The following is a 21,333-nucleotide window of genomic DNA, read 5'->3' as shown; positions in this document are numbered from 1 at the left end:
AATATTTCCTAGTTTGAGTATTCGATTCTTACGGCGTTCTGGTTCTCCCTGGCAAGATTGGCGCCTCGCACATCAGGGTTTTGAACAACGGCGAAAAAGGGACCATTCTTTTGCAGAATTTTTCTGCCATCGGCTTCCCTGACCAAAACTGCGAATTGATCCGGATTTCTAGGCGCGCGCACCAGTTTCACACGGGATGCAACGATGATCCCACCGCTGCGTTTTTCATCGGATGCCAGATAAAGATCCACGACTCCACCCATGTCACCCATGATCGAACTTAACGCTTCGGCGTTTGCCAGTTCCAGCGGAATCAAAACAAGACCCCGAGGAATAAACGTATCGACGGATTCGGGTTTGATTTCTTCAGGGGGAGCAACCGCTGTTTCCGGTTTTTGATTCAGGAAAGTGATAGCACCAATGATGATGAAGCCAGCGACCAGAAGTTTATGTTCGAACTTGAGGTCACGGAGGCGGTTAATCAGAGACAGTTTTTGAAAACTGGAACTGTTGATTTCTGTGTTTAATATTTTCATAGCTTTTGATCCCCTGATAGTGGTTGTTGTCGCGCGAATTTCTGGTCGCTTGAAATTTGCTGTACCCAATGCAGAAGATCAGCAGAACGAAAAACATGAAAAGACAGGTCTCTATAAGAATCTGTCCCTTTGAATTTTTGGCATCCATGAATTTCCTTTTGCAGTCACTGTGACCGAGCATGATTTTTTAAAGCTGAAATCGCCGTTTAGAAATCCCCGTAAGTGGCGGGGAGTACGCAACTGGTATTGCCAGCTTTGCACCAGCGCCTGCCGATTTTCGATATCGGGAAGAGTTCGGTAGGTCGGAGCGATGTCCGGACCGTCCGGGGTGACGGCCAATCGGGGAGCCAAGGAAGAAGAAGTCATCGTCTGCGACGTAAATAGACTGTCATAGCTGTTCATTTCTGCCCGTACTTGGCGAAGGCGCGAAGCCGTTTTTTGTTGCGCTAGTTGCAGTGCCAGATTGCCTTGTAAAATAATTTGTTCCTGGCGAACTCGCAGAACCGACTGGGCTGCGGTGATCAAGGCGATTCTGGCTGCCGCCGCGGCAGTCGCGACGGGGTTTCCGGCGGCGGCAAGAAGGGCTTGTTCAGTTTGTTTCAAACTTTGAATTAGTTTTTGCGCCTTGGGATTTAACTTTAACAAAGCTTCAATTTGTTTTCCGGCTTTCTCCTGTCCCGTAAGGGCACCACTGCGACAGGCGTGAGTAAACTTTTGGTCGATTTGCATGAAACCCAAAGCAGCATAGGACATGATTCCGAAAGCCAGGATCACTGGCAGTAATGGAACCATGATTGCCAGGGCAAAACCATTTTGATTGAAAGGTTTCATGAAGATCCTTTTAGGGGAAATTGCATTTGCTTGCGGATCTGAATTTTTAAAAACCGCGAAAGCTCAAAGCCAGAGTTTTTCAAGGGAGAAGTGATTTCGACAATCCCGTTGAGACGATATCTAATTTGGCCGCCCGACTTTGAAAGACGAATCGAAACGTTTTCGTTCTTCAGTGTCAGGCGTTTTATTTTTTGAGCGAATTCGTTTTCGCAGAATGAAATGGAATCCGCATACGTGCAGATCATTGCTTCATGCAGGGCATGGTCGGCGTAAAAGTAGACCATGGCTCGATAGCTTGAAAAAAACAGCAGGGTGATGAAAGCCACGGCCACCGGCAAAACCAAAACGCTCTCCAGCACTCCCTGGCCCTTATTTGCCTTTGGAAGATTTGTCATTGACGGCGTCTTCAAAGAAATTTCCGAAGTCGCGTTTCTTATAGACTCCGTCGGTGACTTCTTTAGCAGCGATTTTACCGGATTCGCCACCCAGGGCCTTTGCAACGTTTGCAAATTGCACGTCGATATTGGCACCCACCAGTTTGATGACGGCGATGCTGCCAACAGCAACGATGGCGACGATGATCAGATATTCGATCAGTCCCTGGCCCTTGTTGTTTTTAATAAGTTTTTTAGAATTAGTCATAGAACCTCCGTGGGGAGGCTGTTGCAAGGGTCGTTCGGGACTGTTGTTTCTGAAACCGAAAGAAACGGCTCGCGGTCCGGACAGATGCGGATAAAGCGGGATAAAAAAAGGGAGCTTTGGGCTCCCTTTTAGAAATCTATTTAGAACTTTCCTTGATGAACAAAGTCAGATAGTGGCGAACCATGTATTCCAGTTTTACTGGCTGGTTTTGGTAAGTCCAAACCAACTCACCGAACGCTCCCCATTTAGCTTCAACAATGTGCTCGTCCATAACATTTGTAGTTGTGGCTTGAGCATCGCTGGCGCCTGGAGTTGGAATATAGTTTGTACCAATGAAGTTAAAGCGCACGCTGATTTGTCCCGGGCCCTTCAATGAAAAGATCATTTTGAAGCCGTTACGGAACAACATGAAGTCTGCGTGAGTTTTTGCGATACCGTAGATCTTGATGCGACCCAAAGCGGATGGCTTTAGTTCGTTGAACGCTGAAGAAGAGTCTACAAACTCTGTCTTCAAAGCCAGAAGGAATTGGATCGATTCAGTGACCATGATTTTGTCAGAATCGAAACCGAAGCTCATGTCCACAAGCCCGGACTCTTCCATCTGCTGTTCAGCTTTCACAAGTTCTTTAATCCAGCTGATTTTTTCCATCGACATTCCCCCAATACAATAAGCAGCATTCCTGGCCGCTTGTTGTCATTATCCTCAATAATCTTGGGGGGTACCGCTCTTTGTCAAGGCAGAGCAGTCTGGCTCGCTGCGACGCAGGGTGAGAAGGCTTATTTATATCGGAAAACGCGAATTGGGGGAGCCTGATCGGTGTAGCGAACCAGCTCCAGCTGCGGAATCATGACCGACTCTTTGGTTTTTGTGATTTTGAATTGTCCCGGGCGAGTCTCTTCGACCCGTAGTCCTTCAATGCTGTTTAGAAATTCCGGAAGACTTTGTTGGATTGTGCTTTTGTTGAACTGGTAACCCCAGGGAAGTGCAAGGAAGTAGAGCTCGGCCTTAACATTCATCATATCAACAGATTTTTGTAGGGCTCCGGCAAAGTCGCCAGTGTAAGAAAGAACTCCATAGACGTCGGTGATTAGATCCACTTTTTTCCAGGAAGCCGTGGGCATGGTTTCAAAAGCGCCTTCTTGAACGCTTAGTTTTCCCTGAAAGGATGAGGGCTTAAACCAGCGATCCAGTTTGAAAGCCACCGCAGTCATCTGAGGCATTGAACTGTTGTTGCTGAATGACTTCAAAAACTGCACTTGGGCCGTGGCTTTGCCGGCTCCAAGATCCACCCAGTGCTGGTTGGCAGTGAGTTTGGAAAGACTTGTTTTAAAATCGGGATGCAGCTCTAAAACGTAGTCTTCAAGGCCGCGGCTGGTGGTGAAATCATTCTTCGCCACTCGCTCGGTGATCAGAGGTTTTGAAATGCGTTCTTCAGTGAAAACTTCAGAACAAAGGGGAGCTGCCTGGGAGTGGACGGAAAGCAATGAAGCTACCAATAGCACTGGCAGCCAGTGTCTCAAAGTGAGACGCGCTGTCGAAGCACCGCCCAAGGCGCCCAATAAGGGCACTGCGGTGCTTTCCCAAAAGTGAATAAGGCGGTAACGAAATGCTTTCTTCATTCTGTCTTTGGATAACTTCAAGTACCGAGCCAGGCGGGAGTTTTGTGACGAAGGTCCTGCTGCTTGGCATTATGCGGGATTTGCAAGCACGTTTGATGATCCAGGAGCCGCGTTTTCAGAGGGAGTTGAGCTTGTGATGTTCGCTACTAGCAAAGACTCTAAATAAAAGTTTCTGCACATTTTCGTCTCACTCCACGACATTTACATCAACGCAACACACTCAAAGAAAGCAAAAGCTTTGACAATGAGCCGCTATAAATTAAAGTTTTTAATGTAAATTATATGAACTTCATAGGAGGACATCATGGTTCGTAAATTGGCTTTCGGTCTTGTTGCATGTGCAATGGTAGTTGGTTGTAAAGGTAAACAAACTCAATCAGATGCAAACATTCAAACTTCTCCAACTGGTAACACTGCAATTGAATCAACGCCAATGAGCTTTGATCCAGCAGGTTCTGACTCTGGAAAAATCGATGGACTTGTAACAGTTCACTTCGGTTACGATAAATCCAGCCTTGATGCGGCTTCTAAAAAAGATATCGCAACAAACGTTGATTGGATGAAAAAGAACGGTAACGTAAAAGTACAAATCGAAGGTCACTGTGACTCTCGTGGTACTATCGAATACAACGTTGCTCTAGGTGAGCGTCGTGCTAACGCTGTTAAAGCTTACATGGTTTCTTTGGGTATCGCAGCTGACCGTTTGAGCACTATCTCTTACGGTAAAGAAAAACCAGTTGCTAACGGTGACTCTGAAGAAGCTTGGGGCAAAAACCGCCGCGCTAACTTCGTACCTGCTCAGTAGTAAAGTAGGGTCGCAGTGACATTGGCCAGATTACTCATCGGAGTTTTGATTTTTTCGGTGATGGTTGGATGCCAGACGGTCCCTGCGCCCATCGAGGACTACTCACTTGCACGGGCTGCTATCGATGCAGCCCGTTCAGTTCAAGCCGCCCGTCATTCGCCAGGTTACTGGCATCAGGCTGAAGAAGCCTATCGCAAAGGTCGAATTTTCTATAACGACCGTGATTTTGCCCGCGCTAAAGAACAATTTATCAGAGCCCGCTTCGCTGCTGAAAAAGCAGAGAACTCAGCTCGTCTGATTCGTCAAAAGACCGGAGACATCTTATGAAGTTACTTGCTGCCTTGGCTGCCATTTCTCTTTTCATGACCGGCTGTTTGCAAACTCGCAACGACGTTCGCAACAACGAGCAACGCCAAGTTTATCAATCTCAAGTAACCACTATGCAAAGAGCCAATGCTGATGCCAGTGAACGTGTTTCTGACCTGCAAGAGCAAATGCGTGCCTTGAATGGCCGCCTTGATGTGGTTGAAAACAATCAGCAGAACGCAAACCTTGAAAAACAATTAAAGGCCGCTCAACAGCAGAATGAAGCTTTGACCAAAAAAGTCGAAATTTTGCAGGAAAGTCTGACCAAAATGGAAAATCAGATTTACCAGCAGGCGGCAGTACTGAATGCCATGAACGCCAGTCGTCAGGCGGCGGAAGCTGCGGAAAAAGCAGCAGCCGAAAAAGCGGCGGCTGAAAAAGCCGTGGAAAAATCCAAACGCGGTTCTTATGAAGTGGCTCAAGAGCATTTCAATAAGAAAGACTGGAAACAGGCGATCTTGTCCTACCAAAAATACCGTGATGAATCTCCGAAGGGGACTCACTTTGCGGATGCTACCTATAAAATCGGTGTTTCCTTTCAGGAACTGGGCATGAAAGACGAAGCTAAAACCTTTTTTGATGAGGTTTTAAGCAAATTTCCTAAGTCAGATGAAGCTCGTCGTGCTAAGATCCGATTGAAGGGTATGAAATAAGAAAAAGTGATTGAAAGAGTATTAGCGATAGAGACCAGTTGTGATGATACCTCTGTTGCGATCGTGGATCGCAGCGGCTGGGTGCATTCTGTGGTGTCCGCTTCTCAGGATCTGGAGCACGAAGCCTATGGCGGTGTGGTTCCAGAAATCGCGGCTCGCAATCACTCCATCGCCCTGATTCCTTTGATCGAGGAAGCCTTTAAAAAAGCCAACATGAACTGGTCCGATATTCACGGGATTGCCGTCACAAACCGCCCAGGTTTAGTGGGTGCATTGATCGTGGGATTGGTCACAGCCAAATCACTTTCACAAGCCAAACACATTCCATTTTTAGGAGTGAATCACCTGGAAGGTCACTTGCTGGCGCCGTTTTTAAGAGACGCGCAGTATGCTCCGCCAGAGGACTTTGATTATCCTTATGTGGGCTTGGCCATCAGTGGCGGTCACACAAGTTTGTATCTGATCACGGGATTGGGCGAGTACCGCGTGCTGGGTGCTACCAAGGACGATGCGGCCGGTGAATGCTTTGATAAATTTGCGAAAATGGCCGGCTTGGGTTTTCCAGGTGGTGTGAAAGTCGATCAAATGGCCAAGCAGGGGAACCCGCAGGCGTTTGAATTTCCGCGCAGTATGATTCACGACGACACATTCGATATGAGTTTCTCGGGGTTGAAATCCTCGGGCCAAAGAATGATTCAGCAATTAGGACCTGAACAAGTGAAGGCGCAAATGCCGGATCTGTGCGCTTCTTTCCAGGAAGCGATTGTTGATGTGCTTATTGCTAAATTGGACCGTGCTGCAAAAGTTTTTAAAGCCAAACGTGTGATCTTAACGGGCGGGGTGAGTGCGAACTCGCGTCTGCGTGCCCGTGCCGAAGAGTGGGCTGCAAAAAAAGGTCTGCGTCTGGTGATTCCGCCACTGAGATATTGCACGGATAACGCTGCGATGATCGGTTATGCGGGTGCGCTTCGTATGGCTCGCGGTGAAACTTCGCAAATTGATTTAGGTCCATCACCTCACGCACTTCAATCGGATTTCAAATGAGTTACGCCCGCGAACGTTTAAAAAAAGCCCAGGAACAACTGGGCATCGAAGCCAAAAAATCTTTGGGCCAAAACTTCTTAGTCAGTGATGTGGTTATTAATCGTATCATCGATCAGGTAAAAGCCTTTCAACCGGAACACATGGTTGAAGTGGGACCTGGTCCCGGTGCTTTGACTGACTTGCTCTTGGAAATGAATGTGCCGATGCAAGTGGTGGAGCTGGATCGCGAGATTGCAGCATACTGGCGTAATAAAGGGCTGACTGTTCACGAACAAGATGCCCTTCGTATGGATTGGGCGCAGTTTTTTAACGACAAAAAATTGGTTTTTGTTTCAAATCTTCCGTATCAGATTTCCTCGAATATCGTGATTGACCGCTCCATGGAGGACCACGGTGTCGCTCACATGGTGTTGATGTTTCAAAAGGAAGTCGCACAAAGAATCAAGGCGCCAGCCCGTGACGAGCACTATGGGTTATTAAGTGTGATCGCACAAACTTTCTGGAACATTCACATAGTTTCAGAAGCGGGACCTGGGGATTTTGCGCCTCCACCCAAAGTGGCCAGCCGCGTTTTGGGATTCACGCGCATTACAAGTGCAGTGAAAAACCACAAATCCTTCCTGACCTTCGTTAAAATGGCCTTTGCCCAGCGCCGTAAGCTATTGAAGAAAAATTTGGCTGGTATTTTGGGGCAAAGAAATGTAACTCAAGAACAACTGATAGAGTGGCTGAAAGAACTGGGTTTCCCGGAAACAGCCCGGGCCGAGGAGTTAAGTCCAGCGCAGTTCGTAACGCTTTATCACAAGTTTGGATTTGAGTAGGGCATGAGCGGTAACATTCTGATCATTCAGGAAAACAAAAAGGCGCGCTTTGATTATACGATCGTGGAAACGTTCGAGGCGGGTCTTATGCTGATGGGAAGCGAAGTAAAATCCCTGCGCAATAAAGACGTGCAGCTAAAGGATTCCTACATCACCTTCCGCGGCAGCGAAGCTTTCCTGCAGAATGCGCACATCTCTGAATACAAGGCTTCCAGCTACAACAACCACGTCCCTGAACGCTTAAGAAAACTTTTGATGAACCGCAAGGAGCTCGATGAAATCGCAGCAGCGCTGGCGGAAAAAGGTTATTCCTGCGTCCCTTTGAAAATCTATTTCAAAAATGGCCGAGCAAAACTCGAAATCGCTTTGGTTAAAGGGAAGAAGACTCACGACAAGCGCGAGTCCATCAAAAAACGAGACGTTGAAAGCCAAATGCGCCAGACAATGCGTCGTGATCGCTAACTATAACTAGCTAACTCGTCTTCTGTGTTCCATTGTACGTAGCTCGGCTACGTTATCGTTTGAAATGAATTCTTCTTTGATACCCAAGCGTGCGCGTTTTTCTGCCAACAGATGTTTCCAGGCGGCGTAAGCTTCACGGTTTTGCGGGTCGATGGAGAGCTTTTCTAACAGTTTTAATTCGGTTTCAGTGTTCGCTTTTAGGGCGCGATAGAAATAATCGTAAGTCATGGATAGATCACGGAAGTCGTCCTCTTCAGGTACGACGTAATCTTCAATAAACCACTGACCCAGCATCAGTTGATGCATGTGCTGTTCCATTTTAATCATCGGGGACAGTAAATTCTTGGTCATGCGGATACTTAGAAATAAAGTCACACCGGCAATAGCCACCAGACTGGCACCCATAAACACGCGCAACCAGACCATCTCGCGTTCCAAGTGCTCGACCAGTCTAGGTTGAGTATCGTACGCCAGAGTTTTAAATAGCTCGTAGTTTTGGCTGATAAAGTAGTAGGCCGGAATAAAGAAAAGTAACGCTCCACCAGCAAAGGCCGTAATCATGTACCAGGAGTACTTATATTGAAACGCTTTATTTAGGATGAACCTTTTGCGACCGTTCCCGTGGGGCACTCGTTGAGGTTCGATAACTCTTCTTCCGTATAGCATATTCACCTTATCGGTGGGTTGAGTTTTCTTTCGAGTCCAATTATTCTCAAAAAAAGACAAAACGCACTGAAGGGACGTATATGAGAGTATCACGCGCTATGGGGAATGGGCTGTCCGGTTTTCTGGGGACCTTGGTCTTGCAAATTGCGGTATTACTATCAGTCAGTCCAGTGATGGCTCAAAGCAAATCGCCTTCAGTCGTGGATGATAAGTACTCCTTGAAAGCAGACCGCGAGGCGATGGATAAGCTTCGCGAAAACATTCCCACAGAGAAGAAATCTGAAAACGACGAAAAAGCCTTCATGGATCAGATGATGTCTGATCTAAGCAAAAATCCATCTGAGGTGCGCAACCGGTTCAGTTCAATCGTAAATAAAAAGCGCAATGACTTCAGCAAAGATATGACCAAGCAGCGGGAGACGTTCACAAAAAAACAGACCGAAGAGCGCAACGAGTTCACAAAGTCACAACGCGAACGTCGCGAATCCTTTGCCAAGCAGAAAGGACTAAAACCCGCAGAGCGCACTGAGTTTTATGCAAAAATGGAAGACGAGCGTAAAGAGTTTTATTCGGCCCAAAAAGAAAAGCGCGATGCCTTTGAAGACGAGACCAAAACCAAACGCAAGGATTTCGATGATTATATGCGGGCTAAGAACGATGAGTTCAATCAGCTGCACCGACAATACACTCAGCGCTATCAGGATCAGAAACGAGAGAAAGAAGACCTGAAAAAGAAAGCGGCCGAGCAGAAAAAGAACCTGGAAAAATCAACGGATCAGGAATTTCAATACATCAAGGAGAAACCCGCAACTCCACTGGGAACTGAATAGTTCCCAACTCTAGGTATTCTTGCGAATCCAGACGGTCACTTCGTGTTTATTGTGATGCAAGTGAAGGACCCGTGCGTTTTCCAGGGCCTGAAACTTTCTTAAAGACTCGAAGTCTGTGCCACCCTGAAACTTGATCGTACAGACGAAGTTTTCACACAAGCCCGATTTCTGCCACTCCTGAACCAACTCTAAAAGTTTCGCAGGATAACAGATGATATCTGAAAAGAACCAGTCAATGGCCCCAATATCAGCGGGCTTCACATTAAAGGCATTGGTTTTCATAAACTGAATACGCGGCAGACGAGCGATTTTTTCGTCCAACGGGGCCCGATCAATACTGATCACATCACAACCCATTTGTTGCAAAACCCAGGTCCATCCACCAGGACAGCTTCCAAAGTCCACCACGCGCTGACCTTTTTTAGGTCGCACACCGTAAACCGTGAACAGCTCCCATAGTTTTAAGTAGGCGCGAGAGGGTGGCGTGGTTTTATCTTCGTTAAAGGCAACTGCACCCAAAGGAAATAGAGAGTTGGTTTCGTTGGAAATCAACAGAGTATTTTTATCGATCAGGGTCCAGGCCCCCAAAGGATCAGTCGGAAGATCGCTTAAAAAGTTCATCACACGTGGGCGCAGCTTTGGCAGCTGATCCTGAATCAGTTGAGCTCGGCGATGATTATCAAAGGAATAAAGGGCCCACAACAGGCCACGGCTTTTTAGGGCCTTAACGGCTTGGGAAATAGATTCGAAAGGAACGATTTCAGCATTGGTCCAAATATTTTGGGCCCACACAGAGGTCTGGATGGGCCCATTGGTCAGAACCAGGTTGCCATAAACTGCAGTGATATCTTTAAGCTCGGCCTGCAGTTCAGGCAAAAATTTTTCCGGGGCAAGATAAGCGATCATGCCGCCTTAGTTGCCACAGCTGGAGCCAGAAGTCCACGACTGTCCCATACGGCGATCGCTTCATTCCAGAATTTCTCTTTAATTTTCACGTCAGCAGGGCCCATTTTGATTTTAGGGAAGTCCTGCTTCTCGAAATGCTCTACAAATTTGGCTTCATCGCCAGCGCGAACAATTTTCATCATCAAATTGAAATGAGTTTCAGTGAAGGCCTTGCCATCCACGAACATTTTTCGGAGCCCCGCTTCTGGTGTGTGAGCTAAGAAGTTATAAAGACCGGGTACATCGTATTGACTCATTCTGATACTCCCTTTTTTTGGTTACTTATAATTATCGGATTTTGGTGATTGATCTTGAGCCTTATCTTCTGACCTACGTCCAGTAGAGGTCTAGTTCAGGTCCAGTCTCGTCTGGGGAGCCTTAAGTCCTAGGACCTTACTCCGATCTAGGAGGCATGACACACACAAATACGACTAAGATCTTGATGGCAGCTTTGGTAACACTTCTATTAAACAATACGGCAAACGCCATGGCGAAAAAGCCGGTGGACTCTGGAAACGACGGCTCGACCTCGACTCCGTCAGCGCCTGCTCCTTCAACCCCGATCACCCCGGAACCTCCGGCAACGACGGGTTCGGTTCTTCCCGCAGATTTCGATATTTTCACAGAAGTGGCTGGTCCAGTGGGTAAGTTGGTGGATAGCTTTTATAACTCATACCGTGAATTGATCCCTGAGCGTGATCAAACTCAATCGTACAAATCAGATAACGTGGATGTGAACCTGGATTCCCGCTATCGCTTTGCAGATCGCATCGCCTATGCGGTGGAACTTAAAATGTATCCATCCAAAGCAGGCTTAGGTTATGTCGGTTCCTCATATGGTATGAGCACGAACGAAAACTCCTACCTGGAAACGAGTTTGATCTCGCATCCTTTGTGTACTGTCAGTTCGTCGTCACTGACTAAAACGCTAAACAGCGGCAAGGTGCCTTCCGCGGCCGTGATCACAAAATTAAATGCGTTCGCGAATAAGATGAACGAATATCGCAGAGGCGCGATGAACGGGGACCGTGAAAGTGCAGTGAAAGCCACCAAGCTTTGGTCAAAACTGATGATGTGTATGTCTTATACGGAGTCCCTGACTTCGGCTGACACCAACACGTCTTCAAATGTTGCAAGCAAAAATGCACCTTCAGGCTATCGTCGTCCAGCAGGGGTGTTGTTCTATGAAGACCCGTACCAGGACGAGGCTTCCAAGTTGAATATCGGTTTGTTCCAATTCACTCCGACAGCAAGTGGTAACGTTCAGGCATGTATCCGCGAGTGGAATAAGCTTTATCCAAATAATCAGATCAGTAAGACAGCTACGAAAGCCGAAATGATCCGTGTATTGGGAAGTGCGATGCAGACATTCAATGCTTTCTGTGGAGCTGCAAAAATCACAGGTATGTTTGCGGTGCAGGTGAATACTTCCAAATCCGGAAATACTCATCCATCCAATCTTCAGTCCAATGGATCATTGAAATTACCAACGGATCGTTGCGTAAGCCCTCACTTTGCTGCGGGCAAGTCTTATAATCACTTCGGTCCATTGCAGAACTCGACAGGTTCAAACCTGAACGAAGTCATGAGCTGTACTTTGAAAGGCGACTACTAAGTATTCGCTGAATAAAAGGCAATAAAAAGCCCGGTCATCCCGGGCTTTTTTTATTTCATATTCAGAAGATGGACATTCTGGGACATGCGAGCCAGAACTTCATTCAGATGCTTGCGATCTTCCTCGTTAAACTGACCAAAGAAGTTTCCAATATTGGTAAACCAAATCGGCGACACTTCCTCAAGAAGTGCGATACCTTTTTCAGTAAGCTGAATAACAAAAGAACGACCGTCTTTTTCGTGCGTGGTGCGTTTTACTAATTCTGATTTTTCCAAACTGTTAATCAATCCCGAAATAGTGGCCTGGGTTACGCCGACCTTCTGGGCAATTTCAGATGGCATAAGTCCCTGTGGAGCTTTGCGCAGCATGATCAAAAGAGTGTATCGTCCAGGAGACAGGTTCCACTTCGCAAAAAAGTTATCAAACTTGGATTCCAGATCCGTTGCGAGCTTACGAAACAAAAGGTGGGTGTAAAGTGCATTGGGATCAACGTTGGGGCACATTTCGGCGGCGTTTTGTTGCAACTCTTCTTGAGTTGGGAGTGTTTGTATAAATAGTTTTGCCATGAGGCCCTCCATTCAAGGGAAATTCACATTCAAGAAACAACTTAGGTGCCTCTTGACATTTGTTAGTCACCTAACTATATTAATTAGGTGCCTAAGAAAAATCAAGAAATTTGGTGAAAAATGAAAAATATTAAGTTCGCAATCACCCTCTCGACCATGCTTCTGGCTTCTATTGCAGTTCGCGCAGAAACACTCACTCTCTCTGATTCTTTAAACATCGCAAACGGCAGCTCGCCTCAGGTAAAAAAAGCAGAAGCGGCCAAAGACGAAGCCAGCTGGAAAAAAGTGGAAGCTTATTCCGTATTCATGCCTCGAGTAACCGTTGGGGGCAGTCATCTTTTGGATGAAAAATTCATGCTTCAGCGTGTGACCTTGGGAGGTCCGCCAACCACTATTGAAATGATTCAACCTTATACCATCTGGACGGCGCGTGCCGAGTGGATGTTTTTTGATGGCTTGGCAAACTGGGATCGTTTTAAGTCGATGAGTTATGGAGCTTCCGCTGCAGAAAAAGAAGCGGACTGGGCCAAGTTTCAAGTTTCCCAGGAAACGAAAATGAAATTCTATAAGGCACTTGCCGCGATTGAGCTGGAAAAAGTGTCCTATCAAAACGTAAGAACTTTGGAAGATCACTTATCCCGTGCGAAAGCATTCTTAAAAAGTGGAGCGGGTACCAGCTTCGACGTACTTCGTGTTGAAGTGCAGTTGGGCGAGGCACAGTCTGAAACCTTAAATGCACAGGATAATACAGTCCTCTCCCGCCAAAATCTTTTGGTTGGATTGGGAGTGGAAGATTCCGGTCAGCAAATCACCGGAGAATTACCGACGCCAGACGCGCAAAAAGTCGCAAATCTTAAAAAGCCAGAAAAAATTGAACGCCTTGATTATCAGGCCATTGCGGATCGTGAACTGGCGTCGCACAAAGCGTGGCTTGCTGCTTATAAGCACTGGATTCCAAAGTTTTCTCTTTTTGGACAGGCTGACTACTACAACAATATCAGCAAAGGTTTGACTGATCAGGATTTCAATAATGCTTACTCCTTTGGTGTGAACATGACGTGGAATGTGTTTGATGGATTTGCTTCCTCGGCACAGGCGGCTCAGGCCGATGCCCGTCAGGTGCAGGCGCAGGAAACCACTCGTCAGGCAAAATTGAAAACCAGCTTTGATTTTGATTTCTGGAAACGTCGCTACATGTATTCAGCGGCGCTATATAAGGCAAAGACTGTAGACGTTGAAAAAGCACAGGAAAGCGTTCGTCTGGCAACTCAATCCTTCAAAGCAGGGACTCGTACGAGTTCTGAAGTTTTGGATGCGGAATTGGATTTGTTCAGAGCGCGCGCAGGTCTGGTAAATGCACAGGTGAATGCATCTGAAGCATTGGTGAATTTGGAATTGGCCCTTGGGAAGGAACTATAATTTATGACGAACCTTAAGAATAAAAAGAAACAGGTCATGATCGGTGCTGGTGCAGCCTTGACTGTTGCCGCTGCTATTTTCGGATACTACGAATGGTCTCATGTTTCCACAGACAATGCGCAAATTCAGGCGCACACCTTGATGTTGTCATCTAAAGTTCCTGGAATTGTGGTGGAAGTTTTAGTTCAGGAAAATGAACCGGTTAAAGAAGGTCAGGTATTGGCTCGCATCGACAGCCAGGATTATAAGAATAACGTGAAATCGGCAGAGGCGGATCTGGAAGGGGTGAAAGCCAAACTTCATGATGCCGAAGCCAACTACAAGCGCATGGGTGATTTGTTTCGCCAAAACGTGATTTCACGCGCACAGTTCGACAATGCTGAAGCGGTTTATCGTGAACTTAGTAAAAAAGTTCAGGCGATTTCAGCACAGGTTTCCACGGCACAACTGAATGCCAGCTACACAGAAATCAAAGCTCCTAAAGATGGTCGTATCGCCCGCAAGTCGGTCGAGCCGGGAATGGTGATTCCTCCGGGGCAACCGTTGTTTGGTTTTGTGGAAAGCAGCTCCCGCTGGGTGATTGCGAATTTCAAAGAAACTGAAATCACGCACATCGAGACGGGTAAGCCCGTTAAAGTTGAAGTGGATGCTTTGCCAGGACAGGAATTCTTAGGCGAAGTCGAAAGTCTAAGCCCAAGCACTGGTGCGATATTTTCATTGCTGCCACCCGATAATGCCACAGGGAACTTCACTAAAGTTGTTCAGCGCGTTCCGGTTAAAATCAAACTTTTGAATTTAACTGAAAGAGAAATCGAAAAGCTTCAAGCAGGATTGTCTGCGAACGTATCTGTAAAGGTTCGTTAATACCGAATGGAACCTTGCAGGTTCCGAGAGGTTTTTTATGACTACAAAATCTAGGCTGGTCATCCTGGTTGCTGTGATGGCCTCACTGCTGGAGATTATCGATAGCTCCATCGTTAATGTGGCTTTGCCCACGATGATGGGAAATCTGGGCGCAACCCTTGAAGATATCAGTATGGTTATTACCGGATACGCGATCGCCAATGCGATTGTCCTTCCGGTATCGGCCTGGCTGGGAAATCGGGTGGGACGCCGTAAGTATTTTCTAAGCTGTATCGGTCTGTTCACTATTACATCCGTAGCCTGCGGATTTGCTCCAAACTTATACGCTCTGATTTTCTTCCGTATCCTACAAGGATTGGCGGGGGGAGCATTGCTACCGACATCGCAAACATTGATTTACGAACAGTTTCCGAAAGAAAAAGCGGGTACTGCCGGAGCGATCTTTGGTATGTCCGTGATGATCGGGCCTACTTTAGGTCCGACACTGGGTGGGTGGTTGACCGATACCTTTGGATGGCGTTCGATTTTTAACGTGAACCTGCCGCTGGGTCTGATTGCCATTGCGATTGGTTTGATGGCGATTGAAAATCCGCCTTTTGCAACAGGTGCCTCGGAAGGTAAAAAACCTTTCGACGTTTGGGGCTTGGTGCTTTTAGTACTGGGCATCGGAAGCCTGCAATATATGCTCGAGCGTGGGGAATCCAATGACTGGTTTGATTCCAAGTTAATTGTGTTCTGCGGAATCATGACGGTTGTGTCTTTGCCACTGTTCGTATGGTGGGAAACCAAAGTCAAAGCTCCAATCATGAACGTGCGACTATTCCTGAATGGAATTGTCGCTAATGGTGCTGCCTTACAGGCGATTCTGGGATTCTTCCTTTATGGATTGGTTTTCATCCTGCCGGTTTTTGTGGGACAGACTTTCCACTTTGATGCCACTCAAACAGGGATGTTATTTATTCCGGGTTCGATTTTGACGGCGATGATGATGCCGTTCGTGGGAAAAATGCTGGGTAAAGGTGTAAATCCTAAATATCTGATCGCGTTTGGCTTCCTGGGTGTCATGACTTGTATTTATATGTTCACCACATTGTCGCCACTTTCATCAAAAGGCGACGTTTTGGCGGGACTTTATATTCGTGGTCTGGCGATGGCGTTCTTGTTCGTACCGATCAACTCGTCGATTTTGTCGCAGTTTAACGGTATTGCCATGGGTGAAGTGTCAGGGATCTTAAACTTGTTCCGTCAAATCGGCGGCAGTATGGGGATCGCTTTCATCGGTACAATGATGACCAGTGCAAGCAAACAGCACTATGCGGATATGGCTCCTCACGTGACTTTATTGGATCACAACACTTGGACTGCTTATAACACCGCTAAATCCGGGGCACATATGAGTCACTCCATGGGCATGGCGACACAGACAGAGTTGGCGATTCGCTCATTATACGGACGAGTGCAAAGTCAGGTCTTTATGCTGACCTTCCACGAGATCATGTTCGTGGTGATGTTTGTGGTGTTGTTGGCGTTTATACCACTGTACCTTCTGAAATTTAAAAATCGCACAGTGAAAGTCGTGGATGCTCACTAGAATAAAAAAAGGGAAGCTGGTGCTTCCCTTTTTTATTTTGAAATTTAGAATTTCAACTATTCGATAGTCATTACTTTTACAGTCAAACGACCGTGAGCCGTTAAACCTTCAAGCAAGCAAGCGCGTGCTGTTTCGAAATCAACTTCGGACTTTTCAGGGCCGAAGGCGATCATCATGTTGCCGTTGCCCGTTTCAGAGCGCACTTTGCAGTTCTCTTTTACGTAAGTTACCGGAGAAGTTCTGCCCACTGGAGTTTCGATTGTCGCTTTTGTGTACTTGATCACGCAGTAAAAAGAGCTTTGTTTTTTGTCTGTTTTATCGATGACGTTTTTCACGCAAAGATCGTAGGCATTTGGAATTTCTCTTTCGACCAGGATAACGTTACCCAATTTTTGGTCTGCAGCTTGAGCTGAGAAAGCCACGACAGTTGCTAGTAGAGCGATAAATAGTTTCACGAAAGCCTCCTATGGCTAATTAATGCCAATAGGCTTCCACCTTTTATTCGAAGTTTATAGCGATAAGGCGCTGTGCTATTTGTTTTTTTCCAGAATGCCGCTATGGGCCCAGGACAAAGCCTGATAAGCGACCCACACAATCAAAAGAACTGCTGATACCAAAACCTCCTGGGGGAGGTGGACGGTGCTTTCGCTTGCGGCGTCAGCCATCGTCAAAGTTCCGATCCAGGCGATATGAAAGAAGATCAACACTGCAAACAGAATTCCACGTTTCATAATGACCCCCTCGGTCTTCTTCAGGCTATAGGCCGAAAGCCAATGCCAGCAAGAATTTGGGGGACGTCTTGTGATTAAACAGGGTCGGGGATGGTAAGGATCATGGCGCGATCTTTAAGCACGACCATGGTGTGCTCGAACTGAGCTGTACGATGTCCTGGAGTAACCAGAGTCCATTTGTCGCCCTCGACTTCGTCGACGAAGTGAGCGCCCGTGGAAAGGAATGGTTCAATCGTGATGACATGACCTTCTTTCAGACGGCGGTCGTCGTTGCGATCATAGTAGCTTGGAATAAATTTCGGCGACTCGTGCAGGGATTTTCCCACGCCGTGGCTGCCCAGATTTTCGATGATGGAATAACCGTATTCGTCGGCAATTTGTTCCACGCGACGACCGATTTCATTTAGTTTGATACCGGCTTTGACTCCTGCGATGGCATTCTCCAAAGCAAGCTTTGTAGCTTTTAGTAAACGCACATCTTCAGTACGTTCCGGTGGAACGACAAAGGAGCTTCCGTTGTCGGCAAAGTAGCCATTTAGTTCAGCTGACACGTCGATGTTAATCAAATCACCAGCGCTGATTTTCTTGTCGGACGGCACGCCATGCGCGGCCTCGTGATTAAGACTGATGCAATTGTATCCCGGAAAATTATAAACCAGCATAGGACCAGAACGAGCCCCATGAAGTTCCAGATATTTGCCACCCAAGTTATCCAGTTCTTTGGTGGTCATTCCCGGTTCCATTTGCTTGGACATGTATTGCAGGCAATTGGCAACGATCTTGCCAATCTTTTTAAGTCCTTCTAAGTCTGCTTCCGTCTTTACGATCATGGTTGGGAGTTATACACTGATTCCGATGAAAACCTCCACAAGTTCTGTCAGAATTTTGCGAAAACAAGGCGCTGCGAATCTTTTACCGCCTGTTTCCGCCGCGGATAATAAAAGCAGCCGGGGCAAAAGCCTGATAATGGCGGGGAGTCGGGAATATCCGGGTGCGGGAGTTTTGGCATGCAAAGCAGCCCTTAGAATGGGCAGCGGCTATGTCATCCTGGCGCAACAGAACATTGCTCCCGTTCCCTGGGAACATCCCGATTTTATTTATCGCGACCTCGCAAAGACCAAGTGGAGTGAGATTGATCACGGCGCGGTTTTGCTTGGGCCCGGATTTGGTGTGAACGCCTTCACCACAAAACTTATTCGGGAGTTAAAAGCGGCCAAGGAAACTCACGTGATTCTGGATGCCGACGCTTTAACAGTCGTCGCACAGGAAAAACTATATCCCTTGCCAGCAACCTGGATTATCACGCCACACACCGGTGAACTATCGCGGTTGCTTGGAGTTTCCAGTGAGGAAATCAATGTAGATCGCATCAAGGCTGTCACCCAGGCGCAAAAAAAACTGCAATGTGTGGTTTTGCTAAAAGGTCACCGCACTTTGATCGCGACGGAAAACGAAGTGGCTACCGTTGCCACGGGAAATTCAGCTCTGGCCAAGTCTGGGACCGGCGATGTACTGGCAGGAATTTTGGTGGCTTTGCGAGCGCAGAATATAAAAGCGCCAGAGGCCGCCTTGCTTGCAACTTACATTCACGGGGCGACCGCAAACATGTGGGTGAATAAGGGCAATGATCCACTGTCGATGATGGCATCTGACGTGATTGAACTTTTGCCAAAAGTCCTCTCTCATCTTCGAAAGTTTAAGTCCGCCTGATCACGGCCTGGTGGCTGAATTCTATTTTATTTCTGGCGTTGATCGAGCGGGCTTTAATCTGCATGGCATTTCTGCCAGCCGTGCTGTCGATAATCAGGAAATTGTGATGCCAGGTGAACTCTTCGCGGCGCGGATTTCGATAGATCAACTGCACCGGGAAGTTTATTGAATGAATGGCGCTGGAAGTGTATTCGTAGGTTCGATAGCCAAGATATTTCGGGTCCACACTGCTGACTTCGCTAAAGTGGACATCTCCGGATGCAAAGGCAATGGGCCCGTCGCATTTGCGCAGCTTCGTCAGTAAATCCGCAAAGTTCTTTCCGTAATCTTTGGCGAAGGATTCCTGCTTGTGATAGCCCGTGAAAAACTGACTGCCATTCAATAGCCACGTGGGTTTCGAATTTTCGCAGATTTTTTCCAGTAATAATTCCTGCTGATCGCCTCCCCACATCATGCCCCCGGATTGGGCTTCATCGCGAAAGTACCGGTCATCCAGAAAAAAGAACTTGTGACCAAAGGCTGTCAGCTGCGAGCCCACTCCCATGGTGCGTTTAAAGCCATCGGTGTTGCGGCTGCCAAAAAATAAATCGAAAGTTCTTTTGGAACTGACTTTGTATTTGAAGGTTTTGCACATGTTATTGCGACCGTAATCATGGTCATCCCAAACCGCCAAAGTGGGAATCAAAGATGGCTGTCTGAAATGGCGCAGGCGGGAGCGCGTTTCGCAATAACGTCGCCAGATATTTTCTTCGGTAGTGGCGCAGCGGAAGTCGCAATAAACAGCATCGCCGATCAGAAAAATCATATCCGGCTTTTGCGCGAAAAGATTGTCCCACATGGTGCGCGCATGGGTGGTGAAAAAATCACTGGCACAACTGACCAGGGCAAATCGTACGTTGGATCTGGAAGAAAGTTTCAGGCTCTTGAATTTTCTCTCGTCCAAAACAGTGCCGCGATCCTTGTCGATCACTTGCAGATAGTAAGAGTTGTCAGGTTCCAACCCCGAGACATAAAGCTTATCGATGCCCTGGTGATAGCTCTTGCGGATTTCGTGATCCCAAATCTGAATGGCCTGAGGTCGACCCTTGGCGTCATATACTTTGTAGGCGTAAGGGTTAGAGCCGTTCGTTAATACTGTCAGTTGGGCTGAGTGAGAGTTAGTCATGTGCTGACAGATGGGAATTTGTCCGGTGTAGCCGGTGGCTGCCTCGGCAATTTCGGAAAACAGCGGGGAACCGAGCGCAGAATAGCCTATAATCGAACTGGCCGATAATTGTAAGAAACCTCTTCGGGAGGTTTTCATGAATGCCTCTTTTGTTTGGTTCTAATAGGTTCACAGAACTGGCGCGATTCGGGCAACGGGGGACGCTAAAAAGCAGGTACTTTTTCCAATGGCCTGTCTTAACAAAAACCCAACTATCTTTTTGGAAATTCCTTCTGTAAAAGCAACCTCATCACAGGAGAATTCATGAACAAAGTTGTTTTGGTTTCAGCATTATTGGGCTTGTCGTTCAATGCCTTTGCACAAACTTCCAAACTGAGCCTGCCAGCATCTTCCACAGAAGCAGCTCCAACAACTCAAAGTTCAGTTCTTAAACAAGAGAACGTAATCAATAAAAAGTTCCAGGAAGACAAAGACATCACGGATGCGCGCTTGAAAGCGGAATCGGGTTCTCTTTCCCGTTACTCTTTGAAAGCCAGCCTAAGCTACTCCGGTCCTCCAGTGGGCGACATGTCTAATCCGAATCAGCCAAATCCAGACGGCAGTATTTGTGCCTGCGAAACTTCCTTGGGTGGTTCTTTGGGCCTTCGTTACCGCTTTGACTCAAAAACTGCGATGTCATTGGGTACTGGGGTTAATGCGTTGACGCCATTCCAGGGTGTAAAACGTTACGATGTTAGAAATCCATATTTGGGCGTTGATCGTAACTCCCGCGTAGGAGACATCCAAATGCGTAACGGCGTTAAAGGCGTCTATGTTACCAATCAAACTTACCGCGACATCGGCGAATACGCCTCTTTCGGTTACGACACTTCGGTGATTTATAACTTTGGAACTTCTGGTTTCGCAGCAGGGGTTGATGCTTCATTCGACTACTATTTCTTCGATCGTGGCGCTGATGTTAAAAGCAAAAAAGAAATGACTACGGGCCGTTACTCTTTGGGATTCTTCCCGCAGGTGAAATACAACTTCACAGATAAGTTCAATATGTACTCTTCATTGGCGGTGAATTTCAATAATCCACGCGGAACTGAAGATGCGTTGGTGTTGTGGAACCGTACTTTGAGCTCGCGCCTGGGATTAGGTTATGCGATTCGCCGTGATATCTATTTCGCGCCGTTCTTGAATTTCTATCCGAAGACTTTGACGGCTGATTCCACGACTGTGAACTTTGCGACGACATTTTCTATTCTTTAGAATCTAAATTTCAGCATTTCCAAAAAACAAAAACCAGAACGTTGAGATCGTTCTGGTTTTTTTATTTATATTCTCCCTCTATTACTAGGCTAGGGGGATGGTAGTTACGGCGGTCCTGTCTCCCGGTATGTTACCAATTCACGAATCTCCGTTGAAAGAATGAATTCGTGAAGTACTACATGCGTTGATGCCATTGA

At 47.0% G+C, this 21,333-nt stretch carries 27 protein-coding genes; 13 read left to right on the top strand and 14 right to left on the bottom strand.

What is annotated here, in order from left to right; genetic code table 11:
* Window positions 1-8 precede the first annotated feature (8 nt).
* The 6 genes from ACLWNV_RS15385 to ACLWNV_RS15360 all read right to left on the bottom strand — a co-directional run bounded on the left by ACLWNV_RS15385 (window position 9) and on the right by ACLWNV_RS15360 (window position 3,629).
* The gene (locus ACLWNV_RS15385) at window positions 9-536 is read right to left on the bottom strand and encodes a hypothetical protein (protein ID WP_413585325.1); all 528 of its coding nucleotides are present in this window, start codon (window positions 534-536) and stop codon (window positions 9-11) included.
* Between the two features lie 111 nt (window positions 537-647).
* Entirely contained in the window at window positions 648-1,367 is a 720-nt protein-coding gene (locus ACLWNV_RS15380) for a hypothetical protein (protein WP_413585324.1), read from the bottom strand.
* On the bottom strand, window positions 1,364-1,762 hold the full coding sequence (locus ACLWNV_RS15375; RefSeq protein WP_413585323.1) for a hypothetical protein: 399 nt from the start codon (window positions 1,760-1,762) through the stop codon (window positions 1,364-1,366). The genes ACLWNV_RS15380 and ACLWNV_RS15375 overlap by 4 nt, the downstream gene beginning before the upstream one ends.
* Window positions 1,737-2,009 (bottom strand): Flp family type IVb pilin, encoded by a 273-nt coding sequence (locus ACLWNV_RS15370; protein WP_413585322.1) that lies wholly within the window; start codon window positions 2,007-2,009, stop codon window positions 1,737-1,739. The genes ACLWNV_RS15375 and ACLWNV_RS15370 overlap by 26 nt, the downstream gene beginning before the upstream one ends.
* Window positions 2,010-2,145: 136 nt before the next feature.
* On the bottom strand, window positions 2,146-2,658 hold the full coding sequence (locus ACLWNV_RS15365; RefSeq protein WP_413585321.1) for a hypothetical protein: 513 nt from the start codon (window positions 2,656-2,658) through the stop codon (window positions 2,146-2,148).
* A gap of 128 nt (window positions 2,659-2,786) precedes the next feature.
* Window positions 2,787-3,629 carry a hypothetical protein gene (locus tag ACLWNV_RS15360; protein WP_413585320.1) on the bottom strand — a complete coding sequence of 281 codons (843 nt, stop codon included), beginning with the start codon at window positions 3,627-3,629 and terminating at the stop codon, window positions 2,787-2,789.
* 304 nt (window positions 3,630-3,933) lie between these two features.
* Between ACLWNV_RS15360 and pal the strand changes: the two genes are divergently transcribed.
* Genes pal through smpB form a run of 6 tightly spaced genes read left to right on the top strand, consistent with a single transcriptional unit; the run spans window position 3,934 to window position 7,780 of the window.
* A complete protein-coding gene (gene pal, locus ACLWNV_RS15355; RefSeq protein ID WP_413585319.1) occupies window positions 3,934-4,434 on the top strand; it encodes a peptidoglycan-associated lipoprotein Pal in 501 nt (166 codons plus the stop codon).
* A 15-nt stretch (window positions 4,435-4,449) separates the two neighbouring features.
* Window positions 4,450-4,761, top strand: a complete 312-nt coding sequence (locus ACLWNV_RS15350) for a DUF4398 domain-containing protein (RefSeq protein ID WP_413585318.1) — start codon at window positions 4,450-4,452, stop codon at window positions 4,759-4,761.
* The gene (locus tag ACLWNV_RS15345; protein WP_413585317.1) at window positions 4,758-5,453 is read left to right on the top strand and encodes a tetratricopeptide repeat protein; all 696 of its coding nucleotides are present in this window, start codon (window positions 4,758-4,760) and stop codon (window positions 5,451-5,453) included. Before ACLWNV_RS15350 ends, ACLWNV_RS15345 begins: the two co-directional genes overlap by 4 nt.
* A gap of 9 nt (window positions 5,454-5,462) precedes the next feature.
* Window positions 5,463-6,497, top strand: a complete 1,035-nt coding sequence (tsaD, locus tag ACLWNV_RS15340) for a tRNA (adenosine(37)-N6)-threonylcarbamoyltransferase complex transferase subunit TsaD (protein ID WP_413587644.1) — start codon at window positions 5,463-5,465, stop codon at window positions 6,495-6,497.
* On the top strand, window positions 6,494-7,318 hold the full coding sequence (rsmA, locus tag ACLWNV_RS15335; protein WP_413585316.1) for a 16S rRNA (adenine(1518)-N(6)/adenine(1519)-N(6))-dimethyltransferase RsmA: 825 nt from the start codon (window positions 6,494-6,496) through the stop codon (window positions 7,316-7,318). The genes tsaD and rsmA overlap by 4 nt, the downstream gene beginning before the upstream one ends.
* A 3-nt stretch (window positions 7,319-7,321) precedes the next feature.
* The gene (gene smpB, locus ACLWNV_RS15330) at window positions 7,322-7,780 is read left to right on the top strand and encodes an SsrA-binding protein SmpB (protein WP_413585315.1); all 459 of its coding nucleotides are present in this window, start codon (window positions 7,322-7,324) and stop codon (window positions 7,778-7,780) included.
* Window positions 7,781-7,786: 6 nt separating this feature from the next.
* On the opposite strand, the gene ACLWNV_RS15325 is transcribed toward smpB, so the two are convergent.
* Entirely contained in the window at window positions 7,787-8,446 is a 660-nt protein-coding gene (locus ACLWNV_RS15325; RefSeq protein WP_413585314.1) for a hypothetical protein, read from the bottom strand.
* Window positions 8,447-8,526: 80 nt separating this feature from the next.
* Between ACLWNV_RS15325 and ACLWNV_RS15320 the strand changes: the two genes are divergently transcribed.
* Window positions 8,527-9,276 (top strand): hypothetical protein, encoded by a 750-nt coding sequence (locus ACLWNV_RS15320; RefSeq protein WP_413585313.1) that lies wholly within the window; start codon window positions 8,527-8,529, stop codon window positions 9,274-9,276.
* 9 nt (window positions 9,277-9,285) lie between these two features.
* Here the strand turns inward: ACLWNV_RS15320 and ACLWNV_RS15315 are convergent, their stop codons facing one another.
* Together ACLWNV_RS15315 and ACLWNV_RS15310 are read right to left on the bottom strand one after the other, a co-directional pair.
* Entirely contained in the window at window positions 9,286-10,182 is an 897-nt protein-coding gene (locus ACLWNV_RS15315) for an SAM-dependent methyltransferase (RefSeq protein ID WP_413585312.1), read from the bottom strand.
* Window positions 10,179-10,478, bottom strand: a complete 300-nt coding sequence (locus ACLWNV_RS15310) for a hypothetical protein (protein ID WP_340597592.1) — start codon at window positions 10,476-10,478, stop codon at window positions 10,179-10,181. The genes ACLWNV_RS15315 and ACLWNV_RS15310 overlap by 4 nt, the downstream gene beginning before the upstream one ends.
* A 155-nt stretch (window positions 10,479-10,633) precedes the next feature.
* On the opposite strand from ACLWNV_RS15310, the gene ACLWNV_RS15305 reads away from it, so the two are divergent.
* Window positions 10,634-11,836 (top strand): hypothetical protein, encoded by a 1,203-nt coding sequence (locus ACLWNV_RS15305; RefSeq protein WP_413585311.1) that lies wholly within the window; start codon window positions 10,634-10,636, stop codon window positions 11,834-11,836.
* Window positions 11,837-11,886: 50 nt separating this feature from the next.
* Here ACLWNV_RS15305 and ACLWNV_RS15300 read toward each other — a convergent pair whose 3' ends face one another.
* A complete protein-coding gene (locus tag ACLWNV_RS15300; protein WP_413585310.1) occupies window positions 11,887-12,402 on the bottom strand; it encodes a MarR family winged helix-turn-helix transcriptional regulator in 516 nt (171 codons plus the stop codon).
* Between the two features lie 120 nt (window positions 12,403-12,522).
* Here ACLWNV_RS15300 and ACLWNV_RS15295 point away from each other — a divergent pair, with 120 nt between their 5' ends.
* From ACLWNV_RS15295 to ACLWNV_RS15285, 3 genes are read left to right on the top strand one after another with little or no spacing between them, the layout of a single operon-like run.
* Window positions 12,523-13,821: a TolC family protein gene (locus ACLWNV_RS15295; protein ID WP_413585309.1), complete on the top strand. Its 1,299-nt coding sequence runs from the start codon at window positions 12,523-12,525 to the stop codon at window positions 13,819-13,821.
* A 3-nt stretch (window positions 13,822-13,824) separates the two neighbouring features.
* A complete protein-coding gene (locus ACLWNV_RS15290) occupies window positions 13,825-14,685 on the top strand; it encodes an HlyD family secretion protein (protein ID WP_413585308.1) in 861 nt (286 codons plus the stop codon).
* A gap of 37 nt (window positions 14,686-14,722) precedes the next feature.
* On the top strand, window positions 14,723-16,276 hold the full coding sequence (locus ACLWNV_RS15285) for a DHA2 family efflux MFS transporter permease subunit (protein ID WP_413585307.1): 1,554 nt from the start codon (window positions 14,723-14,725) through the stop codon (window positions 16,274-16,276).
* 56 nt (window positions 16,277-16,332) lie between these two features.
* On the opposite strand, the gene ACLWNV_RS15280 is transcribed toward ACLWNV_RS15285, so the two are convergent.
* The 3 genes from ACLWNV_RS15280 to map form a co-directional block, all read right to left on the bottom strand.
* A complete protein-coding gene (locus ACLWNV_RS15280) occupies window positions 16,333-16,731 on the bottom strand; it encodes a hypothetical protein (protein WP_413585306.1) in 399 nt (132 codons plus the stop codon).
* Between the two features lie 75 nt (window positions 16,732-16,806).
* Entirely contained in the window at window positions 16,807-17,007 is a 201-nt protein-coding gene (locus ACLWNV_RS15275; RefSeq protein ID WP_413585305.1) for a hypothetical protein, read from the bottom strand.
* Window positions 17,008-17,081: 74 nt separating this feature from the next.
* Entirely contained in the window at window positions 17,082-17,837 is a 756-nt protein-coding gene (gene map, locus ACLWNV_RS15270) for a type I methionyl aminopeptidase (protein WP_413585304.1), read from the bottom strand.
* Window positions 17,838-17,862: 25 nt separating this feature from the next.
* Between map and ACLWNV_RS15265 the strand changes: the two genes are divergently transcribed.
* The gene (locus ACLWNV_RS15265; RefSeq protein WP_413585303.1) at window positions 17,863-18,717 is read left to right on the top strand and encodes an NAD(P)H-hydrate dehydratase; all 855 of its coding nucleotides are present in this window, start codon (window positions 17,863-17,865) and stop codon (window positions 18,715-18,717) included.
* Here ACLWNV_RS15265 and ACLWNV_RS15260 read toward each other — a convergent pair.
* Entirely contained in the window at window positions 18,704-20,020 is a 1,317-nt protein-coding gene (locus ACLWNV_RS15260; protein WP_413585302.1) for a phosphodiesterase, read from the bottom strand. The genes ACLWNV_RS15265 and ACLWNV_RS15260 overlap by 14 nt on opposite strands.
* Window positions 20,021-20,185: 165 nt before the next feature.
* Between ACLWNV_RS15260 and ACLWNV_RS15255 the strand changes: the two genes are divergently transcribed.
* Window positions 20,186-21,136: a hypothetical protein gene (locus ACLWNV_RS15255; protein ID WP_413585301.1), complete on the top strand. Its 951-nt coding sequence runs from the start codon at window positions 20,186-20,188 to the stop codon at window positions 21,134-21,136.
* Window positions 21,137-21,333: the final 197 nt, after the last annotated feature.

Source organism: Bdellovibrio sp. HCB274 (assembly GCF_047306075.1).
In the GTDB taxonomy this organism is placed as follows: domain Bacteria; phylum Bdellovibrionota; class Bdellovibrionia; order Bdellovibrionales; family Bdellovibrionaceae; genus Bdellovibrio.
The sequence above is the reverse complement of the archived record's forward strand: the minus strand, read 5'-3'. Positions and strand labels throughout refer to the sequence as shown.

Bases quoted from the DNA above. Each gene is read 5' to 3' on its own strand.
- ACLWNV_RS15375 (WP_413585323.1), bottom strand. From the start codon at position 1,762: ATGACAAATCTTCCAAAGGCAAATAAGGGCCAGGGAGTGCTGGAGAGC.
- ACLWNV_RS15345 (WP_413585317.1), top strand. From the start codon at position 4,758: ATGAAGTTACTTGCTGCCTTGGCTGCCATTTCTCTTTTCATGACCGGC.
- ACLWNV_RS15310 (WP_340597592.1), bottom strand. From the start codon at position 10,478: ATGAGTCAATACGATGTACCCGGTCTTTATAACTTCTTAGCTCACACA.
- ACLWNV_RS15315 (WP_413585312.1), bottom strand. From the start codon at position 10,182: ATGATCGCTTATCTTGCCCCGGAAAAATTTTTGCCTGAACTGCAGGCC.
- ACLWNV_RS15305 (WP_413585311.1), top strand. From the start codon at position 10,634: ATGACACACACAAATACGACTAAGATCTTGATGGCAGCTTTGGTAACA.
- ACLWNV_RS15295 (WP_413585309.1), top strand. From the start codon at position 12,523: ATGAAAAATATTAAGTTCGCAATCACCCTCTCGACCATGCTTCTGGCT.
- ACLWNV_RS15325 (WP_413585314.1), bottom strand. From the start codon at position 8,446: ATGCTATACGGAAGAAGAGTTATCGAACCTCAACGAGTGCCCCACGGG.
- map (WP_413585304.1), bottom strand. From the start codon at position 17,837: ATGATCGTAAAGACGGAAGCAGACTTAGAAGGACTTAAAAAGATTGGC.
- ACLWNV_RS15370 (WP_413585322.1), bottom strand. From the start codon at position 2,009: ATGACTAATTCTAAAAAACTTATTAAAAACAACAAGGGCCAGGGACTG.
- ACLWNV_RS15300 (WP_413585310.1), bottom strand. From the start codon at position 12,402: ATGGCAAAACTATTTATACAAACACTCCCAACTCAAGAAGAGTTGCAA.
- smpB (WP_413585315.1), top strand. From the start codon at position 7,322: ATGAGCGGTAACATTCTGATCATTCAGGAAAACAAAAAGGCGCGCTTT.
- ACLWNV_RS15255 (WP_413585301.1), top strand. From the start codon at position 20,186: ATGAACAAAGTTGTTTTGGTTTCAGCATTATTGGGCTTGTCGTTCAAT.
- ACLWNV_RS15275 (WP_413585305.1), bottom strand. From the start codon at position 17,007: ATGAAACGTGGAATTCTGTTTGCAGTGTTGATCTTCTTTCATATCGCC.
- ACLWNV_RS15360 (WP_413585320.1), bottom strand. From the start codon at position 3,629: ATGAAGAAAGCATTTCGTTACCGCCTTATTCACTTTTGGGAAAGCACC.
- ACLWNV_RS15265 (WP_413585303.1), top strand. From the start codon at position 17,863: ATGAAAACCTCCACAAGTTCTGTCAGAATTTTGCGAAAACAAGGCGCT.
- ACLWNV_RS15285 (WP_413585307.1), top strand. From the start codon at position 14,723: ATGACTACAAAATCTAGGCTGGTCATCCTGGTTGCTGTGATGGCCTCA.
- pal (WP_413585319.1), top strand. From the start codon at position 3,934: ATGGTTCGTAAATTGGCTTTCGGTCTTGTTGCATGTGCAATGGTAGTT.
- ACLWNV_RS15385 (WP_413585325.1), bottom strand. From the start codon at position 536: ATGAAAATATTAAACACAGAAATCAACAGTTCCAGTTTTCAAAAACTG.
- ACLWNV_RS15290 (WP_413585308.1), top strand. From the start codon at position 13,825: ATGACGAACCTTAAGAATAAAAAGAAACAGGTCATGATCGGTGCTGGT.
- rsmA (WP_413585316.1), top strand. From the start codon at position 6,494: ATGAGTTACGCCCGCGAACGTTTAAAAAAAGCCCAGGAACAACTGGGC.
- ACLWNV_RS15260 (WP_413585302.1), bottom strand. From the start codon at position 20,020: ATGAAAACCTCCCGAAGAGGTTTCTTACAATTATCGGCCAGTTCGATT.
- ACLWNV_RS15320 (WP_413585313.1), top strand. From the start codon at position 8,527: ATGAGAGTATCACGCGCTATGGGGAATGGGCTGTCCGGTTTTCTGGGG.
- ACLWNV_RS15365 (WP_413585321.1), bottom strand. From the start codon at position 2,658: ATGGAAAAAATCAGCTGGATTAAAGAACTTGTGAAAGCTGAACAGCAG.
- ACLWNV_RS15380 (WP_413585324.1), bottom strand. From the start codon at position 1,367: ATGAAACCTTTCAATCAAAATGGTTTTGCCCTGGCAATCATGGTTCCA.